General features: G+C 65.9%; 19 protein-coding genes and 1 tRNA gene. 7 read left to right on the forward strand and 13 right to left on the reverse strand.

Annotation, left to right across the window (positions count from 1 at the left end; genetic code table 11):
* Window positions 1-291: 291 nt before the first annotated feature.
* The 11 genes from HV742_RS07465 to HV742_RS07515 form a co-directional block, all read right to left on the reverse strand.
* Window positions 292-2,322, reverse strand: a complete 2,031-nt coding sequence (locus tag HV742_RS07465) for a DNA topoisomerase III (RefSeq protein WP_003116834.1) — start codon at window positions 2,320-2,322, stop codon at window positions 292-294.
* Window positions 2,323-2,605: 283 nt separating this feature from the next.
* The gene (locus HV742_RS07470) at window positions 2,606-3,046 is read right to left on the reverse strand and encodes a single-stranded DNA-binding protein (protein WP_003098976.1); all 441 of its coding nucleotides are present in this window, start codon (window positions 3,044-3,046) and stop codon (window positions 2,606-2,608) included.
* Between the two features lie 73 nt (window positions 3,047-3,119).
* A complete protein-coding gene (locus tag HV742_RS07475; RefSeq protein ID WP_003098978.1) occupies window positions 3,120-3,647 on the reverse strand; it encodes a DUF3158 family protein in 528 nt (175 codons plus the stop codon).
* A complete protein-coding gene (locus HV742_RS07480; RefSeq protein WP_003098981.1) occupies window positions 3,644-4,435 on the reverse strand; it encodes a PFL_4669 family integrating conjugative element protein in 792 nt (263 codons plus the stop codon). Before HV742_RS07480 ends, HV742_RS07475 begins: the two co-directional genes overlap by 4 nt.
* A gap of 429 nt (window positions 4,436-4,864) precedes the next feature.
* The gene (locus HV742_RS07485; protein WP_006226008.1) at window positions 4,865-6,103 is read right to left on the reverse strand and encodes an STY4528 family pathogenicity island replication protein; all 1,239 of its coding nucleotides are present in this window, start codon (window positions 6,101-6,103) and stop codon (window positions 4,865-4,867) included.
* A 3-nt stretch (window positions 6,104-6,106) separates the two neighbouring features.
* On the reverse strand, window positions 6,107-6,667 hold the full coding sequence (locus HV742_RS07490; RefSeq protein ID WP_003090097.1) for a DUF2857 domain-containing protein: 561 nt from the start codon (window positions 6,665-6,667) through the stop codon (window positions 6,107-6,109).
* Window positions 6,668-6,681: 14 nt separating this feature from the next.
* Window positions 6,682-8,361, reverse strand: coding sequence for a ParB family protein (locus HV742_RS07495; RefSeq protein ID WP_006226007.1), 1,680 nt, complete (start codon window positions 8,359-8,361; stop codon window positions 6,682-6,684).
* Entirely contained in the window at window positions 8,354-8,623 is a 270-nt protein-coding gene (locus HV742_RS07500; protein ID WP_003050422.1) for a hypothetical protein, read from the reverse strand. Before HV742_RS07500 ends, HV742_RS07495 begins: the two co-directional genes overlap by 8 nt.
* Complete coding sequence (locus HV742_RS07505) at window positions 8,607-9,482, reverse strand: ParA family protein (protein ID WP_003098988.1); 876 nt, start codon at window positions 9,480-9,482, stop codon at window positions 8,607-8,609. The genes HV742_RS07500 and HV742_RS07505 overlap by 17 nt, the downstream gene beginning before the upstream one ends.
* Window positions 9,483-9,524: 42 nt before the next feature.
* Window positions 9,525-9,737, reverse strand: coding sequence for an AlpA family transcriptional regulator (locus tag HV742_RS07510; protein ID WP_003090093.1), 213 nt, complete (start codon window positions 9,735-9,737; stop codon window positions 9,525-9,527).
* 118 nt (window positions 9,738-9,855) lie between these two features.
* Window positions 9,856-10,602 (reverse strand): hypothetical protein, encoded by a 747-nt coding sequence (locus HV742_RS07515; RefSeq protein WP_003098991.1) that lies wholly within the window; start codon window positions 10,600-10,602, stop codon window positions 9,856-9,858.
* 450 nt (window positions 10,603-11,052) lie between these two features.
* Between HV742_RS07515 and HV742_RS07520 the strand changes: the two genes are divergently transcribed.
* The 4 genes from HV742_RS07520 to HV742_RS07535 all read left to right on the forward strand — a co-directional run bounded on the left by HV742_RS07520 (window position 11,053) and on the right by HV742_RS07535 (window position 13,108).
* Window positions 11,053-11,553: a DUF305 domain-containing protein gene (locus HV742_RS07520; RefSeq protein WP_003098996.1), complete on the forward strand. Its 501-nt coding sequence runs from the start codon at window positions 11,053-11,055 to the stop codon at window positions 11,551-11,553.
* Window positions 11,554-12,012: 459 nt separating this feature from the next.
* Window positions 12,013-12,086: transfer RNA gene (locus HV742_RS07525), tRNA-Cys, on the forward strand.
* Between the two features lie 93 nt (window positions 12,087-12,179).
* Complete coding sequence (locus HV742_RS07530; protein WP_049077498.1) at window positions 12,180-12,515, forward strand: hypothetical protein; 336 nt, start codon at window positions 12,180-12,182, stop codon at window positions 12,513-12,515.
* A 2-nt stretch (window positions 12,516-12,517) separates the two neighbouring features.
* Window positions 12,518-13,108: a DUF2946 family protein gene (locus tag HV742_RS07535; RefSeq protein ID WP_054416530.1), complete on the forward strand. Its 591-nt coding sequence runs from the start codon at window positions 12,518-12,520 to the stop codon at window positions 13,106-13,108.
* Window positions 13,109-13,165: 57 nt separating this feature from the next.
* On the opposite strand, the gene HV742_RS07540 is transcribed toward HV742_RS07535, so the two are convergent.
* Both HV742_RS07540 and HV742_RS07545 read right to left on the reverse strand, forming a co-directional pair.
* Complete coding sequence (locus HV742_RS07540; protein WP_175144734.1) at window positions 13,166-13,618, reverse strand: nuclear transport factor 2 family protein; 453 nt, start codon at window positions 13,616-13,618, stop codon at window positions 13,166-13,168.
* 97 nt (window positions 13,619-13,715) lie between these two features.
* A complete protein-coding gene (locus tag HV742_RS07545) occupies window positions 13,716-14,120 on the reverse strand; it encodes a DoxX family protein (RefSeq protein WP_054416549.1) in 405 nt (134 codons plus the stop codon).
* 123 nt (window positions 14,121-14,243) lie between these two features.
* On the opposite strand from HV742_RS07545, the gene HV742_RS07550 reads away from it, so the two are divergent.
* Genes HV742_RS07550 through aat form a run of 3 tightly spaced genes read left to right on the forward strand, consistent with a single transcriptional unit; the run spans window position 14,244 to window position 16,536 of the window.
* On the forward strand, window positions 14,244-15,197 hold the full coding sequence (locus HV742_RS07550) for a LysR family transcriptional regulator (RefSeq protein WP_175144735.1): 954 nt from the start codon (window positions 14,244-14,246) through the stop codon (window positions 15,195-15,197).
* Between the two features lie 2 nt (window positions 15,198-15,199).
* Window positions 15,200-15,781 (forward strand): NUDIX hydrolase, encoded by a 582-nt coding sequence (locus HV742_RS07555; RefSeq protein WP_006393199.1) that lies wholly within the window; start codon window positions 15,200-15,202, stop codon window positions 15,779-15,781.
* Window positions 15,778-16,536 (forward strand): leucyl/phenylalanyl-tRNA--protein transferase, encoded by a 759-nt coding sequence (gene aat, locus HV742_RS07560; RefSeq protein WP_175144736.1) that lies wholly within the window; start codon window positions 15,778-15,780, stop codon window positions 16,534-16,536. The genes HV742_RS07555 and aat overlap by 4 nt, the downstream gene beginning before the upstream one ends.
* Window positions 16,537-16,561: the final 25 nt, after the last annotated feature.

Below are 16,561 nucleotides of genomic sequence, written 5' to 3' on the forward strand. Positions count from 1 at the left end.
CACCGGCACCGATTACCGCTGACCACGAAGGGTCTCCCGGTGGCTCGTGCAGCCTGGCAAGCCACCGGGAGACCCTTCGCAGAGGGCGGAAGAAACGCAGATCAACAGAACGCGCGTGGTGCGGCTCGCAGAGAAGCTACCTTCAGGTCCCGCGGCCGGGGACGGCTGGGCGGGACGCGCACACGGATCAAGAAGGCGTTGCGCGCTCGGCGTCCCGCAGGGCATGCGGCGGAGTGCGGGACAGGGGCCACGCCGCCGAAGGCGGGCACGGCTCACGGGGAACGGGGGCGGTCAGGAGCCTTTGCGGCCGCTACGGCGCGGGCGCGAGGCGCCGCGCTTGGAGCTGCCGGATTCGACTGGCAGCGTGCCTTTGCAGTCCGGGTAGCGGCTGCACGACCAGAACGGGCCGCTCTTGCCGCTGCGCTGGCGCGTGGGTGCGCCGCACTGCGGGCATGCCGGCCCTTGGGGAACCTTGATGGACAGGGAGGCGCTGCCGTACTGCGCAATCAACTGCGAAATCCACGCGGCCTGCTTGCCGATGAACACGTCCAGGGTGAGCTGTCCGGCCTCGATCATGTCGAGCGCCTGTTCCCAGACGGCGGTGGTGCCAGGGTCGGCAATCGCCGCAGGCACGGCATCGATCAAAGTGAAAGCCGCATCCGAGGCGCGGATGGCGCGCCCCTTCTTCACGAGGTAGCCGCGAGCGATCAGGCCGCCGATGATGTTGGCCCGCGTCGCTTCGGTGCCGATGCCAACCGTATCCTTGAGCTTCTGCTTCAGGCGGGGATCGGACACCAGCTTGGCGACGCCTTTCATGGACTTGACCAACTCGCCTTGCGTGTACGGTTTGGGCGGCAGCGTCTTGAGTGCCTTGAGATCGACGTCGGCCACCTGGCATGCCAGGCCCTCATACAGTTTCGGCAGCGCGGGCAGCACCTGGGCGCGGACCGCAGTATCGCCCTCGCCATCACCGTCTTCGGCCTGCGGCTCGGCGAGCACCTGGCGCCAACCCGGGATGACAACCTGCTTGCCCGTGGCCGCCAGGTTCTGCCCCCCGCACGAAAACTTGGCCACAGTGCGGTCGAACTCGTGGTGAGGGAGGAACTGCGCCAGGTAATGCGACCGGATGAGCCTGTACACGGCCAGTTCCTTCTCGCTCATGGCGGAGAGCTTCGCCGGTTCGAGCGTCGGGATGATGCCGTGGTGCGCCGTGACCTTGCCATCGTTCCAGGCGCGCGAGCGCTGCGAGCGGTCGAGCTGGCCCATGATCGAGCGCAGCGAGGGATCGGTCTTGAGCAGGCTGTCGAGAACGGTGGGCACTTCGGCAAACATGCTCTCGGGCAGGTAGCCGGAGTCCGAGCGGGGGTACGTCGTGGCCTTGTGCGTCTCGTACAGGGCTTGGGCAATCTCCAAGGTTTCCTGCACGTCCAGCCCAAGCTGCTTGGAACACACTTCCTGCAAGGTGCCCAGGTCGAACGGCAGCGGCGGGCCTTCGCGGACACGCTCAGTCTCCACCGACACGACGTGGGCACTGCCCGCAGCGCGGATCTGCTGCATGGTCTGCTGTGCGACCGGCTGCCGCAGGCAGCGGCCTGCGTCGTCGGTGCACGCATCGGGTGGAACCCATTGCGCGGCGAAAGTCGAACCGCCTGCGAACAGGGACACGGCGATGGCCCAGTATGGTACGGACACGAAGCGCGCGATCTCGCGGTCGCGGTCCACAACGAGCTTGAGCGTCGGGGTCTGTACGCGGCCGACCGACAGCACGCCGTCGTAACCCGCCTGTCGCCCCAGCACCGTGAACAGCCGGCTCAGGTTCATGCCCACGAGCCAATCCGCACGGGAGCGCGCCAGCGCCGAGTGGTACATCGAAAGCGTCTCGGCCGAAGGCCGCAGCTTGCCCAGTGCCGCCCGAATGGACGCATCGTTGAGCGCCGACAGCCACAGGCGTTCGATGGGGCCGCGGTAGCCGCAAAGCTCCACGATCTCGCGGGCGATCAATTCGCCCTCGCGGTCGGCATCGGTGGCGATAACCAGGTGAGTCGCCTTCGCCAAGAGCGCCTTGACGACCTTGAATTGCGTGGCGGTCTTCGGTTTGACCTCGACCCGCCAGTGCTGGGGAATGATGGGCAACTGCTCAACGGACCATCGTTTGAGCTGCTCGTCGTAGGCCTCGGGCGGCGCCGCCTCCACGAGATGGCCGATGCACCAGGTGACCGTGACGCCGGAACCGTTGAGGCAGCCTTCACCGCGCTGCGTGGCGCCGAGAATCCGGCCAATGTCTTTGCCCTGGGAGGGCTTCTCGCACAAGAACAGCCGCATATCCGTCCATCCCGATTCCTGTTGTTCATGGAGTTGCTGGGATCGAGGATGCCGAGCGCAGCCCCTGGCAGCAGCAAACAAGCCGCATGCGGCAGCGACCGCTTTCACGCCGATGAAATGGCGAGTGCGGGGAAGGTGCGTGGCCGGAAGTGTGCGGGCCGAGAGCCGCGATTTCCGGGAGCGCGCGTGGAACTCGGTGGACGTTGGTGGAGCTATCCCCTGGGGATAATTCGCAGCGCATGGAGGGCGGCGAAGCACTGCGGCAGCCGCCCTCCATGCCCGATCACTTCCTGCGCTTGGTCTCTTTCGGCGCCGTCGATTCCTGGGTGGCCTGGGGCTTCGGCTCTGCCTCCTGTGGCTTCGGGCTGAGGGCCACAGACTCGATGCGGTACGGCAGGATGCCGACACTGCGCGCGTTGACCTGCCAAGTCTCACGCGGCTGATCTTCGTTGTCCGTCCAGGGGTCGCGCTCCATGCGGCCGACGACCAGCACCCGCATGCCCTTCTGGTAGAGCTGCTGCCAGCGGTCGGCGTCGTGGTGCCAGAGTTCCACCGGCGCCCAGAAGCCGCCGCGGTCCTCGAACTCGCCGCCCTTGGTGGGGACGGGGTTGTCGAAGTACACGTTCAGCCGGAGCAACCGGCGAGGATCGTCGTTGCCATTGGGGAATTCGCGGTACTCGGGAGGCGATCCGATGTTGCCCTCGCCGATGAATTGTGTGCTCATGTTGGAATCTCCGTGGTGGTTGAAATACCCGTGCCTCGTTGGGCTCGGGCGCGTGCTCGGATGGCAGGCGCAATCACCGATCGCGCACTGCGGCAGGAACGGACGCGAGCCGGCGCAGGTAGGTGTTGTCCGCCTGCGCGGCCTTGCTGGCGCATTCCTGTGCTTGCCTGCCCAGGGTGTGCAGCAGGCTGATCTGCATGTTCAGCATGACGCGCTGCAGTTCGATCTCGTGCAGGTCGTGCAGCAGGTTGACCGGCGTGCTGGGGCTCGCCATCAGCTCCTGCCACAACGCCACGCCCATGGCCGATCGATCGTGCTTGCGCCAGCGAAGAAAGGTCGTGCCTGCGCCAGTGGTCTGCTGGGCCAGCTCGACGGGAAGCAGGTGGAAGGGATGCCCGCACGCCTGTGGCAGCACCTGTCGCTGCGCCAGGGCAATCAACTCGTCGCGCATGGCGAAGCACTGGCTGGCCCAGGCCTCGAAGTCCCCTTTACCTTTAAAAGGCTTTAAAAGGCCTTTTAGAGAGGCCGCGTGTTCCAGCCGCATGAAGGCTGGCTGTTCCAGACGACGGAAGTAGCGCGGTTCGCGGTTCGGGTCGCTCATGCCGGTTCGTCCTCGCCGGCGGCTGTGGACTTGGCCTCGGCCGAATCGGCGGCAGCGCCTTCGTCGGTGGGAGATGCGGCTGCGGCAGCGCTATCACCACGCTGTTGCAGACCACGGCGCACGACGGGCGGCGCAAACTTCGAGCGGCGCATGCCTTCGAGCACGTCCTGCGGCAGTTCGCCGAACTTCTCCAATGCTGCCCGAGCTGCGGCGTTCTTGGCCGCGAAGTCGTCGCGGGTGCAGCCCGAGTAGCGGTATTGCTGGGCCAGGCTGAACAGGCTGCGCAGCGCGTGGGCACCTTCGTTGAGCCAGCGCTCCAACGTCGAGCGATCGATCAGCGCGGTGTGGTGGGCGAGGATCAGCTTGCGCGCGATGTCGTCGTAGTCGGCCAGGAGATAGACGGCGGCAAAGCCCAACTGCGCATTGACGAACAGCGGAAGCTTGACGGGCTGCACGTTGAGGTTCTCGCCCAGGGTCAACGCGGCGGGCACGCCGGCCAGGGCCTGGTCCACCTGGTCGCGCAGCGTCTGCAGCGTGGTCCTGGTCTGGTCGAGCTTGTCTTCGATGCGAAGCATCCACCAGTCGCTGTATGGGTCGTCCTGCTCCGAGCCGCGCTTCATCTTGTTCATGACGGCGATGTAGCCGTTCAGGCCGACGATGCCCGGTCGCCCCTCGGCGGCGGCGCGGCCATGCCAGATGCGCGAGGCGTGGTGGGTGTGCAGCGTCAGCGACATCGCGCTGCGCAGGGAGCCGAGGTTGAGTTGCAATGGTTCGTTGCTGGTTGCCATGGTGATCGCTCGCTGGTGGACAGGGAGCCGCCAGCATCCGCATGCAGCGGAAGGCAGTCAGTCAACAAACCGAAATGAGCCGACCCCCGGTTCTGTGCGCGCTGGCGGCGCAGCGCGCAACGGTCCCCTGGGGACCGCTCCGCAGATGGGCACTCACATCGGCGTTCCCGTCCTCGGTTGTTGACGGTATGCGTGCTGCACCGCACGTCGCGCTGCCGTTCGACACGATCCTTCGCCGCGCAGCCGTCCCCAGGGGACCGTTCCGTTGAGCGCCATGGAGGTCTGCTTCATGGTCTTGCATGCGCTCTACTCAGGTTTTGCGCAGCATGTCGCGCCGTCGCCCGGCGCTTCACCGCACAGCCGTCCCCAGGGGACCGTTTCTGCCGACCGCCATGGAGATCTACTTCACGGCTTTGACAAGCCCTGTGCTCAGGATTTGCGCAGCAGATCGCGCAGGCGCTCGATGTGCTGCCGGGCCACCTCGGGCGGCACGACGTTGCGCGGCGGCTCGGTTGGTGGCGCTCGCGCCGCCGATGGTGTTGGCGGTGCCGGGCCGGTCTGCTTGGCCCAGGCATTGAACTCGCCGCGCATGGCGCGCTGGATGATGCCGAACAGATAACCGGCGGGGTTGCGGATGCCATGCTTGCCGCACCGTGCGGCCCATTCGTCCAGCACGGCCTGCCGCAGGGCAGCGTCCACCTGCTGCAACGCCATCTTGGCTCCGGCCTGCTGTTCCGCCTTCAGTTCCGCGAAGCGCTTGGGCCATTGCAGGTCGCCCAGCGCACGCGCCTGCGCGGTAGTACGTACTTCATCAATACGACTACTACGTACTGTACGGTCCTGCTTCGGATTCCGAAGAGCGCCGTCTGGCGCGGGTTTCGGCCCTGCTTCGGATTCCGAAGATGGGCGATCGCCATTCCGAAGAAGGCTCGCGGGCCCTTCTTCGGAATCGTGGACCGCATCCTCCTGTGGATAACTTTCGGAGGCGGTGATGCCCTGGTCGGCCAGGCGCTCGGCGAGCACTTGCAGCCGCGACGGCAAGGTGCGTCCGGACAGCATCGGGTCGTCCGCGATCTCCTGGAGGGTGTTGAGTCCCACCACCTGGACGGCCTTGGCCGAATGCCCCAGCGACTGGCTGACCAGGGCCAGGTAGTCGGCGTCGAGTTGCATCGCCTCGAACGGCGTCAGCGGTTCGTCGTGCAGGACGTAGAGGTTGCCGAGGATGCGACCGGTCTTGGGGTCGCGCCGTCGTCGCACGAGGCTCAGCCAGCGCGTCAGGCGCAGCAGCGTCAGCGCCCGCGCCACGGTCTCATGGGAGGCCTGGCCTGCGCAGGGCATCGACGCCAGCCAGGGGCGCAACTGCTCATAGGTGGGAAATGCCGTGACGCCATCGTCGTTGAGCATCAATCGGAACACCTGCCAGGCGTTGCGCTCCAGCGGTGTCAGGCGGCGGTCGAGGAACAGCCGCCGCGGCACGCTCTCGTGCCGATTGCCACTGAACAGGAAGGCGTCGCCGGACGTAGGAGGCGTGGGCGTTGGAGCAGGCAGGGACGCGGGAGCGCCAGAGCTGGACTTGGGCGCGAGGTCCTTCAGCGCAGCGTCGAACAGGTCGGCGAGTGCGATGGGGCCAGGGCGCTGGGCTCGTGGGGCGGTGTCGTCCACGGCCATGGCCTAGCCCAATCCCTGATCGACCCAGTTCCTGATCGCGGCCCAGACCACCGAGAGCGGCAGCGACATGCCCTCGGCCAGGTCCATGGCCGCATCGAGAATCGAGGTCTCGTCCTCCAGATCGACGTTCCTGCTGCTGGTCACGGCTTTCCATTGCCGCCACAGTTCGGTGTCCTGGGTCTCGTCCAGGACGGGGTGGCGCCCCTTGCGCTTGGGCAGGCCGAGGATCTCCCGCCGCAGGGCGACTTCCTGATGGGTCAGGCCATAGAAGCGGCTGACCATCTCCGTGCTGGCCCCCAGCCGCAGCATGCGATCGACCGTGGCGATTTCCTTCTCCACGTCCTGTGCCTGGTTGAGCAGGCGCTGCAGCACTTCGCGGTTGACCGTGACCGAGCACCACGAGACGCTGGCGTTGGCCAGCACGCTGATCAGCGCGGGGTGCTTGAGCGCATCCAGCTCGGCCTCGCCGAAGCCCATGGCCTTGCAGCGGCGCAGTTGGCCGTTGCGAAGGTCATACAGCGCCTGGGCAATCACGGCCTGGTTGAGCGGATGCGATGTGGACATGCGGCCTCCCTCGCTCACGTCCCGGGCGCCGTGGTGCCGGCTTCCAGGTCCAGCAGACGCCGGGCGAGGCGCAGCAGCCGAAAGAGCTTGACCAACGCCGTGTCGCTCAAGCGCCTTGCGCCGCTGCCATGGCCTTGGCTCTGGCCGTGCAACAGGGTCGGCAGGTCGGCGGCGAGCTGCGCGCCGTCCAGGCCCGCTTCGGCGACGGGCTGACCCGTCAGGGAAGTGAGCAGCGTCAGCACCGCGCGGCCGAGCGGCGACGGGGCTTGGCCGCGGGCGCGGCACGCAAACCCGATGCCATCGGCGCGATCCTCGATGCACTCGTCCAGGTCTGCCTCCCCGGCGATCTCGCGCGCGAACTGCGCGATGTGGATGCGCAGCCGATCGGGCGTGTCCAGGCCGGCGTCGATGTACCAGACGTCGGAGATCGGATAGAGTCCGCCGGCTTGCACCGGGATGGACTGCAGCACGCTCGCCGAGAAGTCGGGCGGCAGCGCATCGCCCAACTGGTCGGCGACCATGCGCTGGATCGATTGGAGCCGTTCTGTCGTCGGTGCTGGCGAGACGATGTGCTCGCGAAGCAGATCGCCCGGTGCGGCCGGCTGGCTTCCCGTGGCCGCTTCGCCAACCGCCGTGTCGTCGTGGCGCAAGGTGGGCTCGGACGCCGGAGGGCTGGCGGGTGGAGGACCGGCCGCCGCTGCAGGCGTGGCGATGGACGATGCTGCGCCCGGCGGAGTCGGCGTGCCGGCGGTGGGCGAAGGCAACGCCGGCTGCGCCGCAGGTGGCGTCGGGTCACTGACCAGCGCCCGGTGGCGGCTTTCCGATTCGGTCAGGTCCAGCGCCAGCACGTCGTAGCCGATGCCCAGCAGCTCGGACATCTGGCCGATCAGCTCGTCTTGCACGCGCTGCGGCGCGAACTCGTCGCCCTGCGTGTCGAACTGCGCCAGCACCTCCTGAAAGAAACTGTCGAAGTCCAGCGGCAGCGAACGGTCCTTGGCGTAGTGCTCCCAGGTGCGTTTGCAGGCCGTGCGCATGACCGACAGCCGCTCGACCTGGTGGCGCCCCAGGCCGCCATAGAGCACAGTGGGAATGGCGGGCAGCAGGTAGCGCACCGCGTCGGCCATGCGGGTGATGTGCGACCGCTGGACGGGGAAGCCATCGGCCGCCAGGCGGCGGGCCAGTTCCGACTGGCTCAGGGCGGCGCCGCTCTCCTGCTCGTAGAACTCCCGTGCTTTCTCGACGCCGAGCGCGCGCTCGATGAACGTGAGGCCGCCGCGCAGTTCGTTCTCGGCAAGATGCCCGGTCAGCGCGACGATTTCACCGCGCTCCGGCCATGGTCGGAACAGGCACGATATGCGGAAGAAGCGTTCTTCCTTGGTCTCCGACCAGAGTTCGCGCAGGATCGCCAGTCGCGTGTTGCCGCCGTTGCGGATGATGTAGTGGTCCTCGCCGGGCCTGCGCGTGATGGCCGGCGCCGCGTCCAGGCCGCGCTCGCGGATGGATGCCTTGATTTCCTCGTAAGCCGGGTTGCGCTTCATGCGCGGGTCATGGTCGTAGGGCCGCAACTGGTCCAGCGTCACGACCATGGGCGTGTCCGCGATCGGGTCGCTCAAGGCCGTAGCCGCTGGGCCGCTGCGCTCGAAGCCGGCCGCGAGCAGCTTGCCTGCCATGTCCTGCGAGGTCATGTCAGCCATGGCCGCACCCCTCGCAGTCCCCACGACCGCCGGCCGGCGCCATGCGGGCCTCTCGCTCGGCGCGGCGGATCTGCGCACGGGCGTTCAATTCGGCCCGGTGGTCACTCGCTGTCGAACTCGTGTAGATCGCCGCGCAGCCGGCCTTGGTGAACTTGAGGTGCCCGCCCGGCGTGCGCTTGACGTGCCAGCCCTCACCGACCGCGAACTCGATCAGGGCGCGCAGCCGCTTGTGGCCGCGGGCCAGCTCATGTGCGTTCGCCATGGGGCCTCCCAGGATCAAGAGGTCGCTGCGGGCGGCCGGATACTTGAGCCAGTCGGTCCTGCCATTGCGGGAACAACTCGCTGGCGAGCGCGCGCATCGTGTCGAGCGCGGCAGGGGCGACTCTGCCGGGCGGCTGGCGGTGCTCGACCCGATGCACCGGCAGGCCGCGCGTTGCGGCACGTGGATACGCTTCTATGGCCGGCACGTCGGTGGCGAGCACGCGGATGCCGGCGCTGTCCTGGAACAGGTCGCGCAAGGCCTGCTGGATCAGCCGTGCGTTGGCGGACACCGGGTGGACGCGGTTGATGAGCAAGTGCAGCGGCGGCGGTTCGATGCCCAGGTGCCGGTACGGCGCAATGTCTTCGAGCAACTGCATGGTGCCGCGCCGCAGCTCGCGTGCCGCGAGGATCTCCGGCGTGACGGGCGACAGCGCGAGATCGGAGGCGAGCACCGCCATCTCCAGCAGCACGGAACGCGCGCCCTGGGTGTCGATCAGCACCAGGTCGTAGAGGGGAGCAAGTGCTGGCAGCAGATGCCGCAACCGCAGGCGGCCATCCGGCGCATGCAGCAACAACGTGTTCAGCTCGCCCCGGTGGTCGTCGGACAGCACCAGGTCCAGGCCCGCGATGATCGTGCGGGACACGAGCTGGCCAAGGTCGCGCTCGTTGAAGGCCAACAGCTCATAGATGCCGCCCGGCGCGCGCTGGGTCAGTTCGTAGTAGGAGGACAAGGTGGGCTGCACGTCGAGATCGAGCAGCAGCACGCGCAGGCCCGCGTCCGCGGCGAGCCCGCCCAGGTTGGCGGCCGTCGTGGTCTTGCCGACGCCGCCCTTCGTTGAAATGATGGACACGACCTGCATGGCGCTCTCCGGCTGGGAATGGGAAGTCCGCGGGAGAGCGGGTCAGGTCCGGTGGTTGAGGCGCTCGGCGATCCACTGGTCGATTTCGATCGAATCCCAGCCGACAGCGCGCACGCCCAGGCGCAGCGCCTGAGGGAACTGGCGCTTCTTCATCAGGTTGTAGATGTGGGCGCGTTTGAAGCCGGACTTCGCTTCGACTTCATCGAGCCGCAGGATGCGGCGCTCGTTCGGCGGGAGTACAGGGGTCTGCGACATGGCGGTCACTCCTGAACGCTCGGCGGCGTTTGTTGGCGTGACCTCTATTCAATAGACCTGGCTGCGGAAAGACATTGCAAATGCAATCTCCGCGATTGCACATACAAGCTGGATAACCTCATGCGCTTGCGCTACGAACGTACCTCTTAGCGTTGGCGAACTTTCCGTTTAAGGTGCGCTCAGTGATGCCCATGGTGCCGCCGTAGTGGGCGACCAATGCAGAGACAAGGGCCTCCTGCGTTTTGAAGCTGGAATAGGGCACGCCTGAAGGCGACTGGCTCAGCATCAGCGTCAACATCCCTCCAATGATGTTGAGATAGGTCGTTTCCGCCCGTTCGCTGATCTCGCATTGCTTGGATGCCAACAGCACCGAGGATTGCTTGAGTAGCGTGTCGTGCTGCTCCTGCAGTTCTCGCATCTCACGTCGGGCTTGTTCAAGCGCGGCCTGAAGGGCCAGCCGCTCCACGAGGATCGCCTGTCCTGTTTCCATGGTGATGAAAGGATGCGCCATGCGTTCGCCACGGCTGAACAGAAATCCTGGCCGGTGCTCGGGATAGTGGGTGCGCATCCAGCGTTTTAGATCGACATGGCGAACAGTCAGATCCAGAGAATTGAGCAGGTTCGGATCATTGAGCGTGATCCCGTTCTTGCCGTAGGGCAGCTCTCCGTTGAGGATGCCGTCATAGATACGTTCCGAGTGCAGCCGGCACTCATTCCATCGAGGGCAGTTCAGCGACCGAGGCAGGACACGCGGTGACGCGATCGTGGCCAGGATCATCGGGAGATACCGCAGCAACCCAGCCCATCGGATGGCCGCCTCGATGGGACGATAGAACACCTTTGATGTTGAAATGTCCTTGTGCATGTCTTCGTCTCCTTTCGGGTGCGCTACATCACCGGCTCCTTTCTTGCCCAAGGGCTGTTGTGTCGTTATGGCCTGCGACGGACGCTTGAGGCGATGCCCTAAGCGAAGGCGGAGGAGGCCATTGGCGTCCGCCGCAGGTGGCCTTGTCTTGCTTGATATGCAAGAATCGATCAGTTGCCGGCCCATCGAGCGATGAGGACGCAAGCTCGATATTGGCGCTCACGGTACCAGCGTCATAGGTGGCGCAAAGCCCATCAAGACCGATTTGGTATGGTCTGATATCCAGACGGTTCAAGACCAGCGAGTTGAAGCGTTCGACGCCCCTACGTCCAGTTGGGGACTGGAAATCAGCGGTTAGTGATGCATCGCTCCACATGCTGATATATCGACAAAGTATCTGCCGCAGTACCAGTGACCCTGCCAGGTTGCCCCAGCACATAGGAGACGGAGATGGCTGAACATTCCCATGAACATCAACATCACACATCCGGTCAGATGGGTAAGCACGGCCGACCATACGCCAAGTTCTGGGTGAACATGGTGTTGGGCCTCGTCGTCATGTACTTCGTAATGTTCAGCATGATCGACGGCGCCAGGGACTTCAGAAACAATCTCAACATGCTCTACATGGCGGTCACTATGTGGGCGCCAATGGGCATCTTCATGCTAGCGACAATGCCCGGCATGTTTCCAAACCGGCGGCTCAATCTCGTGCTGTACGGCTTGTTTGCCGTTCTCACACTCGGTTCTTTTGCCGCTACCCGTGCTCAAACCGGAATCGGCGATCGACAGTTCATCGCGTCTATGGTCCCGCACCATTCGGGAGCGATCCTCATGTGCCGCGAGGCGCAGCTCTCAGATCCGGAACTCGTCAACCTATGCCAAGCGATTTCCGATGGCCAGCGCGCGGAGATCGAGCAGATGAACCGGATTGCTGCACGCCTTCGTTGAGGCTGGCTGCCACTACACTGGCGCCGCGTTGCGCTCCGGCGAAGTTAGCCGCAGCGATGTAAAGATGAGTACTTGCGGTGTTCCGATGCCGGCGGTTGTGTCCTACAGCCGTCCAGGTGCCAGGTAGTCCACGCGACACCACCCCGCGCTGCCTGCGGAGCGAGCGCAAGTCATGATCGTCGCAAGTTGGAGTTCGATAGCGAACCCGCTCAGCAGCTGGACGCATCAGGCGTAACGACGGGTGGATGGATCATCCTTGGACGCTGGTGGAAGTGGTTGGATGAACTTTGTTGCCGAGGGCGAAAAACAAGGCTATAATTGAGTTCTTCGCTGATCACCACAGTGGAGAAAGTGATTGGGAAACAGAGACTTAGCGCTCTAGTGCATGACTCGTTTCCCGCTCCAAATACAAAAAGGAAGCACCGGCCTATACCGAGCTTCCTTTTTTCTTGCAGTACTGGCGCAATGGCAGAGTGGTTATGCAGCGGATTGCAAATCCGTGTACGTCGGTTCGATTCCGGCTTGCGCCTCCAGTATTTCTTCCCCCTGCATCTCGTTACCCATCCCTACGCCCGGTCAATCGATTGATTGTTAAGGTGACGCCGTTTTCATTTGACGACGATCCCATGCACAACCATCACGCACCGCGCCGCGTCCGCCCCACCCTGCTCGCCCTGTCCGCCGCCACGCTGATGACGCTGGCGCCGCTGGCCGCAGAGGCCGACTCCGACCGCCATCATCATCGCCATGGCCACGGCCATGGCCGCGGCGAGTACAAGGAAAAGTACTGGGATGGCGCCTGTGAAGTCGAGCGCAAATGGAAGCGCAACGGCGACTATCGCGAAAAGCGCAAATGCCGCGATGACTACCGCTACGGCTATGCCCCGCAGCCCGTGCTGGTGCCGGCGATGCCCGCTCCCGCCATCGTCATCAACCCGCCGCCCATCATCATCCGCCCCTGACCATGGATCCCTCGGTGAAAGACGCCATCGCCCGCTGGCCCGACGTGCCGGCGGTGTTTGGCTGGCTGTCGCTGGATCCGCGCGGCCGCTGGCGCCTGCATCCGCAAGGACAGGCCGCGCGAGGCGGCGCCGGCGAATCCATCACCAATCCCCAGATCCTGGGCTTCATCAACCGCAACTACGAACATGACGACACGGGTCGCTGGTTTTTCCAGAACGGCCCGCAACGCGTTTTCCTGCGGCTGGACGCGGCGCCCTATGTGCTGCGGCTGGACGACGACGGCCGCTCGCTGCGCACCCACACCGACATGCCGGTGGCCACCGTCACCGGCTGGTGGCTGGACGACGCCGGACAGTTGTACGCCATGACGGACCGGGGCCCGGGCATCGTGCTGGACCGCGATCTCGCGGCGCTGATGGAACGGCTTGTCACGGACGAAGGCGCCGCCCTGCTGGACGTCGTCGATCGCCTGGCGCCTGCGCAGTCGCTACGCATCGCGCTGCCGCACGTCTACGATGCGGCGCCGCTGCGCCTGATCGTTCGCGCCCAGGTGCCCGGCGCCTTGGGCTTCCAGGCCAACCCCACCGCCTGATTCCACTCCACCCCGGCGCGTCACGCCCCGGCGACAGGCCACGCAGGCCACCCCGGGTCAGAACATGCCGTTGCCGTTGGCCGATTGCTCGGGAATCGGTTGCACCGCGTCCCAATGCTCGACGATCTTGCCCCGCTCCAACCGGAAGATGTCGATGATGGCATTGCCGCGCGAGCCCGGCTCGCGCATGGCGTGCACATGCAGGATCACATAGTCGCCATCGGTGAAGACGCGCTTGATCTCACTTTTCGACTGCGGATATTTGTCGCGCAGGAACGCGACGAATTTGCGGAACCCCTCGGGTCCGTCAGCGGCGTTGGGATTGTGCTGGATGTAGCGGTCGCCCAGGTATTGCAAGGCCGCATCCGCGTCTTTCTGGTTCAGGCCCTTTTCATAGAAGGCGAGCACGGCCGCCTTGTTGGCGGCCTCCTGCTCGGGCGAGGCCTGCACGGCCGGCGACAGGGCGGCGGCGAACAGCGCGGCACCGAGAATACGCGTGATGAACGACATGGAAGCTCCAGAAAAGCCGAGGCGGCCGGCCCATTCTAGGTGCCGGCCGCCTCGAGGACGACGTCCAATCCAGTAGACAGTTTGATGCGCGGGACGGTCAGCCGCCGCGACCGCTCTTGAGCAGCGCGTACTTGCCATCGCCCAGCAACGCCAGCGCCGCGGCCGCCACCGCCAGGAAAATCGGGTATTCCCAGCCGCCGCCCGGATTGCTGAACCCCCAGCCATTGCCGAAGTGGACCGTGGATGCCACGAACAACTGCACGGCGGCGATCACGGCGATCCAGCGCGGCCATACGCCCAGGATCAGCAACACGCCGGCGCCGATCTCAAAGAAGGTCACCGGATACGCCAGCCAGCCGGCAAAGCCAATCTTGGCGAAGAACTGTGCGGTGCCGGGCAGCGTGAACACCAGCAGTTTGGTCAGGCCATGGGCCAGGAACATCACGCCAAGCGCGATGCGGAGCAGGAGCGCGGCATACGGCGCGGTACGGGTATCGATCATTGCATTCTCCGTGAGCGAATCGCCCAGGACGGGAAGATTCTTCATGGCCGCTATTCTTGCGATTCCAAAAACAAAGATAAACATGCAAAATCGCAACTTATTGTTCCCCTTTGGGAAATAATCATGGATACCCACACCGCCATGCAGACCTACGCCCGGGTCGTGGAATTGGGCTCGTTCGCCGCCGCCGCGGACAAGATGGGCCAGGCCCGCTCCGTGGTCACGCGGCAGATCGCCTTTCTGGAAGAAAAGTACGGCGTGCGGCTGCTCAACCGCACCACCCGCAAGCTCAGCATGACCGACGCCGGCCGCGCCTTCTACGAGCGGGTGCGGCCGATCCTGGCCGAAGTGGCCGACCTGGAACTGTCGCTGCAGGCCGAGGGCCAGGCGCCCAGCGGCCGCCTGCGCGTCAGCGCGCCGGTGTCGTTCGGCATCCTGCACCTGGGCCCGGCCATCGCCGAATACCTGCTGCGTTATCCGGACGTAACCATTGACCTGGACCTGAACGACCGCGTGGTCGACCTGGTGGAAGACGGCTATGACGTGGCGGTGCGTATCGGACCGCTGCAGGATTCCTCGCTGGTGGCCCGGCCGCTGGCGCCGCAGCAACTGCTCGTGTGCGCGGCGCCGGCCTATCTGGAACGCCACGGCGTGCCGCGCACGCCCGAAGACCTGAAGCAGCACCGCTGCCTGCACTACGCCTATGCCAGCACCGGCAATGAATGGCATTTCGAGAAGGACGGCATCATCCATCTGGTGCGGGTCAATGCCGCCCTGCGCGCCAACAACGGCGATGTGCTGCGCACCGCCGCGCTGGCCGGGCACGGCGTAATCCTGCAGCCGGAGTTCCTGGTGGGCGAGGACGTGCGCAGCGGCCGCCTGACGGCCCTGTTGCAGGACTATGCCCACACCCCGATTTCCATGTACGCCGCCTATCCGCACCGGCGCTTCCTGTCGCCCAAGGTGCGCTCGTTCGTCGAGCACCTGGAAGAGCGCTTCGGCAGCCCCGCCCCCATGGCGCCCGCCCGGCGCGCCAGCCCGGCGCGCCAGCCGGCGCCGCAGCCGTTAGAATCGTAGCCATGACCGCCAAATCGCCCCTCGAATACTTCCCCGCGCCGCGCCGCGCGAACTTCTGCAGCCAGTGTGGCTCGCCCGTGAACCGCCGGGTGCCGGAGGGCGACAACCGCGAACGCGACATCTGCGACCACTGCGGCGCGATCCACTACCAGAACCCGCGCCTGGTGGTGGGCACGGTGCCGGTGCTGGACAATCGCGTGCTGCTGTGCCGGCGCGCGATCGAACCGCGCTACAACACCTGGACGCTGCCGGCCGGCTTCATGGAACTGGGCGAGAGCACCGCGCAAGGCGCGGGCCGTGAAACGCTGGAGGAATCCGGCGCGCGCATCCGTCTGGGCGAGATCTACACCATCATTGACGTGCCGCAGATCGAGCAGGTGCACGTCTTCTATCTGGCCGAGGTGCTGGGCCCCGAGCTGGATCCCGGCCCGGAAAGCCTGGAAGCCCGCTTCTACGACGAGGCCGACATTCCCTGGGACGACCTGGCGTTCCGCACCGTGGCGACCACGTTGCAACGCTATTTCGAGGACCGCAAGCGCGGCACGTTCGGCCCTCACCACTACACCCTAGAATCGCACCGTTGAAGCTGCCCTGGCTTGCCGCCGATACGCCATTCCCGCCGGCGGAGTTCGCCCTGACGGATCCGGACGGCCTGCTGGCGGCCGGCGCCGACCTGTCCACGCCGCGCCTGATCCAGGCCTATTCCAACGGCATCTTCCCCTGGTATTCCGAGGGCGAGCCGATCCTGTGGTGGAGCCCGGACCCGCGCATGGTGCTGGCCTGCCAGGACTTCGCGCCGTCGCACTCGCTGCGCAAGCTGCTGCGGCAGATCGCCAGCCACGAACATGAGGCCGCGCCGCGCATCGAGGTGCGAGTCGACACAGCCTTCACGGCGGTGATGGCGCAATGCGCCGCGCCGCGCGACGGCCAGCCGGGCACCTGGATCACCGCCGCGATGCGGCAGGCCTATCAAGCGTGGCACGAGGCCGGCTACGTCCACAGCATCGAGACCTGGATCGACGGCGAACTGGCCGGCGGCCTGTATGGCATCAACCTGGGCCGCATGTTCTTCGGCGAATCGATGTTCACGCGCGTGCCCAATGCCTCCAAGATCGCGCTGGCCTACCTGGTGCGCTACGTCAGCGCGCAGGGCGTGCAGTGGATTGATTGCCAGCAGCAGACCCGTCACCTTGCCAGCCTGGGCGCGCGGCCGGTGCCGCGCTCGCGCTTCCTGGAGCACATACGCGCCGCCACCGTGCAACCGCCGCTCACCTGGGGTCCGGGACGGCTGGACAGCGGAGGGCGGCTGCTGCCCCTGGCGCCGGGCGCCCCGGCCTGACGGCCTTCCCGCCGGGTGGCGCCGC

The sequence above is a fragment of the Achromobacter ruhlandii genome (genome assembly GCF_902859695.1).
In the GTDB taxonomy this organism is placed as follows: domain Bacteria; phylum Pseudomonadota; class Gammaproteobacteria; order Burkholderiales; family Burkholderiaceae_B; genus Achromobacter; species Achromobacter ruhlandii.